7 protein-coding genes are annotated in these 5656 nt (G+C 61.2%); 3 read left to right on the top strand and 4 right to left on the bottom strand.

Annotated elements, in window-relative coordinates; translation table 11 throughout:
- Positions 1-133: 133 nt before the first annotated feature.
- Genes trfA through mobQ form a run of 3 tightly spaced genes read right to left on the bottom strand, consistent with a single transcriptional unit; the run spans position 134 to position 2883 of the window.
- On the bottom strand, positions 134-1042 hold the full coding sequence (gene trfA / locus HHL10_RS29800) for a plasmid replication initiator TrfA (protein WP_169164058.1): 909 nt from the start codon (positions 1040-1042) through the stop codon (positions 134-136).
- A complete protein-coding gene (locus tag HHL10_RS29795; protein ID WP_169164057.1) occupies positions 1042-1746 on the bottom strand; it encodes a hypothetical protein in 705 nt (234 codons plus the stop codon). The genes trfA and HHL10_RS29795 overlap by 1 nt, the downstream gene beginning before the upstream one ends.
- A 24-nt stretch (positions 1747-1770) precedes the next feature.
- Positions 1771-2883, bottom strand: coding sequence for a MobQ family relaxase (gene mobQ, locus HHL10_RS29790; protein WP_205833294.1), 1113 nt, complete (start codon positions 2881-2883; stop codon positions 1771-1773).
- 196 nt (positions 2884-3079) lie between these two features.
- On the opposite strand from mobQ, the gene HHL10_RS29785 reads away from it, so the two are divergent.
- Positions 3080-3391: a DUF8583 domain-containing protein gene (locus tag HHL10_RS29785; protein WP_169164056.1), complete on the top strand. Its 312-nt coding sequence runs from the start codon at positions 3080-3082 to the stop codon at positions 3389-3391.
- A gap of 72 nt (positions 3392-3463) precedes the next feature.
- Here HHL10_RS29785 and HHL10_RS29780 read toward each other — a convergent pair whose 3' ends face one another.
- Entirely contained in the window at positions 3464-4159 is a 696-nt protein-coding gene (locus HHL10_RS29780) for a hypothetical protein (protein WP_169164055.1), read from the bottom strand.
- Between the two features lie 219 nt (positions 4160-4378).
- On the opposite strand from HHL10_RS29780, the gene HHL10_RS29775 reads away from it, so the two are divergent.
- Together HHL10_RS29775 and HHL10_RS29770 are read left to right on the top strand one after the other, a co-directional pair.
- On the top strand, positions 4379-4684 hold the full coding sequence (locus HHL10_RS29775; protein ID WP_169164054.1) for a hypothetical protein: 306 nt from the start codon (positions 4379-4381) through the stop codon (positions 4682-4684).
- 12 nt (positions 4685-4696) lie between these two features.
- The gene (locus HHL10_RS29770; RefSeq protein ID WP_169164053.1) at positions 4697-5113 is read left to right on the top strand and encodes a hypothetical protein; all 417 of its coding nucleotides are present in this window, start codon (positions 4697-4699) and stop codon (positions 5111-5113) included.
- Positions 5114-5656 lie beyond the last annotated feature (543 nt).

Genomic DNA, 5656 nt, shown 5'->3' with positions numbered 1-5656 from the left:
GCCTACCCGCTGGAACGGTATCGCCTACCCGCTGGAACGGTATCGCCTACCCGCTGGAACGGTATCGCCTACCCGCTGGAACGGTATCGCCTCTACCTGCTGGAACGGTACCGGCGGGTCCGCTGGAACGGCATCAGCCGTGAGGCTTTTGGGGCTTGGCCGCCTTCTTGACCAGGTGCCGCCGCTGTGCCCTGCTGGCCCGCTTCTCGACGTGTACGAGGTCACCGCGAATCTCGTAGCTGAACGCCTCGCCGTGGGCCGCGCAGGCCTTGGCTACCTCGTCCAGCGCCTTGCGTAGCGTCTGGGCGAACTTCCACAGCTCACCCGCTTCGCTGCCGCAGAGCTTGTGCAATGTCTCGATCTTGAGCGGGAACGGATCGGCATGACTGGCGTAGAAGCCATGCAGCCACTGCGCAAGCTGGTGGCCGTCCAGCGCGTGGCGTACGGCCCATTCCACCTGCGTGAACTGGTCAGCAGCGAACAGGGGACGCAACTTGGCGTCCAGCTCGATCACCCATTCCTGCGTTTCCTCGTCCTTGGCCGCGAAGCGAATCAAGCCGCCGATGTAGGTGTAGCGGCCCTGCTTGACGGTCACGGCGTTGGCTACAAGCCGCTCGATGCGGTTCTGTAGCGTCACTCGGTTCTTGCCCGTGTCGGTCTTGCCCATGAGCTTGAGCAGGGCGTAGGACGTAAGGCGGCACTGGCTACCCAGCTCCTGAAGGCGCACGGCGTGCAGCACGCTTTCCCACACGTCGAGATCGCCTTGGTCGAGGCGTTCGCCCTTGTAGCGGATCGTCACGCCGTCGATGGCGGCCAGATCCTCGCCGTTGATGTACCGCCGCCGCCCCTTGGCGATCGCGCCGAACAGCGCCGACCGTAAGAAGCCGTTCGGCACCGCCCGGACAGGCTCCGGCCACAGCGGCAGCTTCACCACGTTGCTTTTAGGTGTGGACGCAACTTTGTTCTGTTCTTGCTCGGCCTGCTCACGCTTTTTCGCCTGTTGCTGCACCTTCGCAACGCGCGCCTTCAGTTCCGCCTTCATCAGTACCCCTTCGGGATCACGAACCCCGCCCCTGATTTTTCTCGCCTCCAGTGGGCCTGCCACTTCTCCGAGCCCTCGCCCTGGTTGCTGCTGACCTCGACGCACAGCCGGCCGCCGCAGTCGCTCATGACGATGCGGCCGCCCTTCTTCGCCAGCGCCGCGACGTTGGCCCGCAGCTGCTCCACCTCGCTCGTCAGCGCCTGACGCTCCAGCTGTAGGCTCTCCACCTGGTGGCGTTGCCACGCCACCATGCCCCAGGCCGACAGACCCACCACCAGGACTGCGCCGGCACTCAGGCCGACCACGACGCGCCCTAGCCGCTGCCGGAAACCGCTTAGTGAGTCCGCCAGTGTGCCGCTCGCCTCGCTGGCGGCCTGGGTCGCCATGCTCATCCGGCCCAGCAGGGGCTTTGAAGCCTCATCCAGAGCGTCTGTAGCGGTTTCGGACAGGTTGAGCAGTCCAACCCTCAACGCTTCGCTTACGGCCCCGCCTGCGGCCTTCTGGAGCGTCGGAGCGGCATTCACTGCCGCCTGCGTCACTGCCCCGGCTTGTCCGGCCATCTGCGCCGCGGCCTGAACCAGCGCGGCCCGCTCTCGGGCCAGGGCTGCCCTCTCCTTGGCGAGGTCGTCGATGGCCGCGGCTACCGCCTTCTGCTGCTCCTCGGCCACGGCTATCAGGCCGTAAAGCTGCTTTTGTGGGTCCATGCTCTACCTCCTTGCGGGTCACGGTCAGTACCCTGGGCTCGGGCCTTTGCGTCCTCGCTGGGGTTGCTGCCGCTCGGCTTGTCGCTGCTGCTCCTGCTCTCGCTCGCGCTGCTGTTGCGCCTGGCGCTCGCGCTCGGCCGCCCGCTCGGCGGCCTGCCGCTGTAGTTCGGCCATCACTTCCTCGCGTACGGCTCGCTTGCCGGCCTCGACCGCCTGGTGCAGCCGAAACTGCTCACGAAACTCGGCCACGCCGGCGGCGGCTTGGCGCTTGGCCTCCTCGATGGACTGCCGACGCTCTTGCTCCTGGCGCTGCTCGCGCTCACGCTCTTGCAGCGCGGCTTTCAAATCGCCCGACAGGTCCAGGATGGAGCGGTCCACCGCGCGCGCCTGGCGCTCCAGTTCGCCGGCTTCCTTGGCCTGCGTCAGCCGCTCGGCCACCTCGCGCTCAAACTCCAGGCGTTTACGGCTGGGTTTTTCAGTGCGCCGCTCGATGGCCGCTGCTGTCGGCCCTAAATGCCTTGTGGCTTGCCGATCTATGCCTTGAGCTTCCAGGCTGCGATGATCGACACGGGTTTCATGGCCGTACTCCCGCAACCGCTCATTCTGAAGCTGGGCAAAACGCTCCCGCCACCGATCCACCTCCCGGCTTTTGCGGTCGTCCAGTTCTCTGGTTTTTTCCGTGAATCCTTGCGGCCCCAAGCGGCGCGTCGTCAGCAAAACGTGGGCGTGATGGTTTCGGTTGTCGCCGGCCTTGCCAGGAGCATGGATGGCAAGGTCCACCGCGCAGCCGTGGCGCTCCACAATTTCCCGGGCCAAGTCGCGGGCCAGTCGTTCCCGCTGCTGGGCCGAAAGCTCGGCCGGCAGGGCAATCTCAAACTCGCGGGCAACAGTGGAATTCTTTCGGTTTTCGGCCTGCTCGGCAGCATTCCAAAGCACCTCCCGGATATGTGCCCACTCGGGCGCACCTTTCGGCAGGAAAAGCTCGGTGAACTCCACCCCGCCCTTTCGCCGGTAGTCGTGGAGCTCGCCGGTGCGCTGGTCCACCAGCCGCTCGGCGGTGCGGTACGCCACCGCCGCCACGGCACTGCGGCCAGCCGACCGGCTCACCGTTTTCACCGACAGGTGGAAGATCGCCATGCGGCTGCCTCCGAAGCGGGGTTGAGGGGCGGCAGCCCCCACGCACGGCAAACAGGCGCAGCCTGTTTGCATAAGTGCGCCCTTATCTGCTTCGCAGCCTCGGGACACGCTGCGCTCAGGGTACTCCTGGCGGCCTGCCTTTTGGCTTTTCCTGACAGCGCGTTACGCTGCCTCTGGCATAGCTTCGGGAGTTCTCATGGCAACCATTGACGAGCGCATTGCGGCGCTGGAAACCAAGCTCAAGCAGGAGCGGGCCAAGAAGCAAAAGATTGAAGCTCGTCTGCGATCGGTCGAACAAAAACGCAAGAGGGCTGAGGACACGCGCCGCAAGATCCTCGCGGGTGCCCTGGTGTTAGAGCTGATGGAGCAGGACCAGCAGACCAAGCAGAAGTTTCTGGCTCGGCTGGACAGATATTTGATCCGCGCTGACGACCGCGCCTTGTTCGGCTTATCCGATATAACAGCCCAATCTGCACCGCTAGGAAATTCAGAGAACAGACGTTCCTGAATTTCCAGCTTTGAAATCAACTCGCTGCTGTACAACCAAAGGGAAGCCTAGTTGGTTATACAAACCTACCTTTCAACCGGCCTTATTAAATTGTAGTAACTGGGTATTCACGAACTTCGTGACACCACCACTTGGCGCCAGCGTATCAGCTGGCCCACCAATGTGGCGGATTCTTCTCTCAGTAGATGCCATTTTTAACTCTGGAGCGTTAGCGCACTTCACAACGCCGATTTGGCTACTGTCCTCCCCTGGGTAGATGTTATGGCATAGAAATAGGCTCGTAGGACTGAACACCTCGGCCAAAAGAACAACTGCCCCAACAAGACTTTTACCGAACCAGTACTGCTGAAGCTGCGAGTGCTCTAGCTTTTGAACATCATCCAGCGCAGAACGGAGGCGATAGATTATTCTTGAAGCTATATGTATAGCCCAACCTATTTCAGGCTTTTTTTCAGGAAGTTCCTTATTAAGAAGGCGTCGGATACACCGTAGCTCGCAGGCCAATTCGGACAGCCTCCGTGCTAGTTGATCTAAACCTATCGGCTGCCGGTTCGATACAACCGTACGGCTATCTCTTTCACAGCACAGCAGGATTTTGTGTCTTACCCATACGAGTTTCGTGGGGCCATGCACATGGGGCTCGCCCATTTCGAAGACAGTGATTAGCTGTTGGACCAGATCATCGAGCTGGTCATCTACAGCGTTCCGTACCGCTACGAGATCGCTGGGCTCTGTCGTAGATGGAGTACCGGGTTTGCGCATCTTCATCGACCACTCTCCATAGGGTCTGGTGTTCATTGCGCCACGCCGTACAGCGGTGGGCACATTGCTCTTCCCCTCTAGCGCCATGCCCTCAAGTGACATGATCGGCCTTGTCCCAAAAGTAGCATGAATGATGGATCTAGTGCGTATCCATGACGCTTGTAATGCGCACTTTGTGCGCATATCCTGTGGCACGCAAACGCAACCCCCACTGCGGAGAAACACATGAGTTCACAGACTCGCTACACGATCCTGCTCGACGCACCAACGGTCAGCACGTTGAACGACTTGCAGAGAAAGTTCGGGCTTACCACTCGAGCAGCTGTCTTCGACCTTGCACTGGTAGTGCTCAACTGGGTCGCCAAGCAGGAAGAGGACGGCTACGAAGTTGGGCGCGCTAAGGGTGACAACTTCCAACCACTGCTTCTGCCGCGCATGCAGCGCTCCGTTCCCCCTGCGCCAGCGCCTGCCACCAGCGCGGCAGACGAAGCACCGCGCATCAGAGTCAATCCACAACCACATGGTGCGTGACGGTGCGCCGCCATGGACGATCCGTTTAATGGCGTACCGTCACAGGAAGCACTGCCAAGACCTGTGGCCCAAAGCAAGATCAACTTGGGCAAGACTGAGACGCTGTTGCTCAGTGCCCAGCCGCAGCACAAAGTAAGAAAGACAAAAGGGGCGGTTGCTCTCCAGCAGAGCGGCGGCATCGCTGAGGCAGCGTCGCCGGCGTGGTTAGATCCACGCCCTATCCCATGGCTTGTGCTCTGTACGGCCGTGCCGCTGCTGGCAGGCTATCTGGCGTTAATGGCGAGACTTGTTCTGGGCATGACCGCAGGCTGGCCCGAGCTATCTCTGCTGGGCTTACACACCGCAGGATGCATCGCCGTGTTAGCGGCTTACTTTGGTAAGTCGATAGCTCTGACTGGCTTAAAGACCAAGACCAAGGACCATACGTAGGTCTCATAGCATCTGCACTGCCTTCTTGGCACGAGAAGGAGTGAGCTTGAAGACGCGTTGTGAAGGCTTCTAGAGAGCTGTGGAGGCGTTGCGCTCCAATCAGTGGCGGACTACCAAGTAGCACCGACCAGACACAGTCCAATTGGTTGCTTGGCTGTTTCTCCCCCTGCGTGTAGCAGGGGGTTGGGGGGTGTAGCGGGGGGCGTGCGCGCGTTAGCGCGCGATGGTCAGGCCCCCTTGGGGGCCCTGGATCAACCGGTTCTCAACCGGGCAGTTGTCCACAGCGCAGATCGCGCGCGCGGATTAGAAAAGGATTAAGAAAGGATTAGGCAATTTCTGGCACTGCGCTAACCCATTGATGCGCATGAGTTTTTCGGAATTTTGCTTGTGGATAGCCTACCCGCTGGAACGGTATCGCCTACCCGCTGGAACGGTATCGCCTACCCGCTGGAACGGTATCGCCTACCCGCTGGAACGGTATCGCCTACCCGCTGGAACGGTATCGCCTCTACCTGCTGGAACGGTACCGGCGGGTCCGCTGGA

It is taken from the genome of Azohydromonas caseinilytica (assembly GCF_012927045.1).
GTDB classification, from domain to species: Bacteria; Pseudomonadota; Gammaproteobacteria; order Burkholderiales; family Burkholderiaceae_C; genus Azohydromonas; species Azohydromonas caseinilytica.
This window is presented reverse-complemented; position numbering and strand designations above follow the sequence as displayed.

Bases quoted from the DNA above. Each gene is read 5' to 3' on its own strand.
- HHL10_RS29770 (WP_169164053.1), top strand. From the start codon at position 4,697: ATGGACGATCCGTTTAATGGCGTACCGTCACAGGAAGCACTGCCAAGA.
- HHL10_RS29785 (WP_169164056.1), top strand. From the start codon at position 3,080: ATGGCAACCATTGACGAGCGCATTGCGGCGCTGGAAACCAAGCTCAAG.
- HHL10_RS29780 (WP_169164055.1), bottom strand. From the start codon at position 4,159: ATGAAGATGCGCAAACCCGGTACTCCATCTACGACAGAGCCCAGCGAT.
- HHL10_RS29795 (WP_169164057.1), bottom strand. From the start codon at position 1,746: ATGGACCCACAAAAGCAGCTTTACGGCCTGATAGCCGTGGCCGAGGAG.
- mobQ (WP_205833294.1), bottom strand. From the start codon at position 2,883: ATGGCGATCTTCCACCTGTCGGTGAAAACGGTGAGCCGGTCGGCTGGC.
- HHL10_RS29775 (WP_169164054.1), top strand. From the start codon at position 4,379: ATGAGTTCACAGACTCGCTACACGATCCTGCTCGACGCACCAACGGTC.
- trfA (WP_169164058.1), bottom strand. From the start codon at position 1,042: ATGAAGGCGGAACTGAAGGCGCGCGTTGCGAAGGTGCAGCAACAGGCG.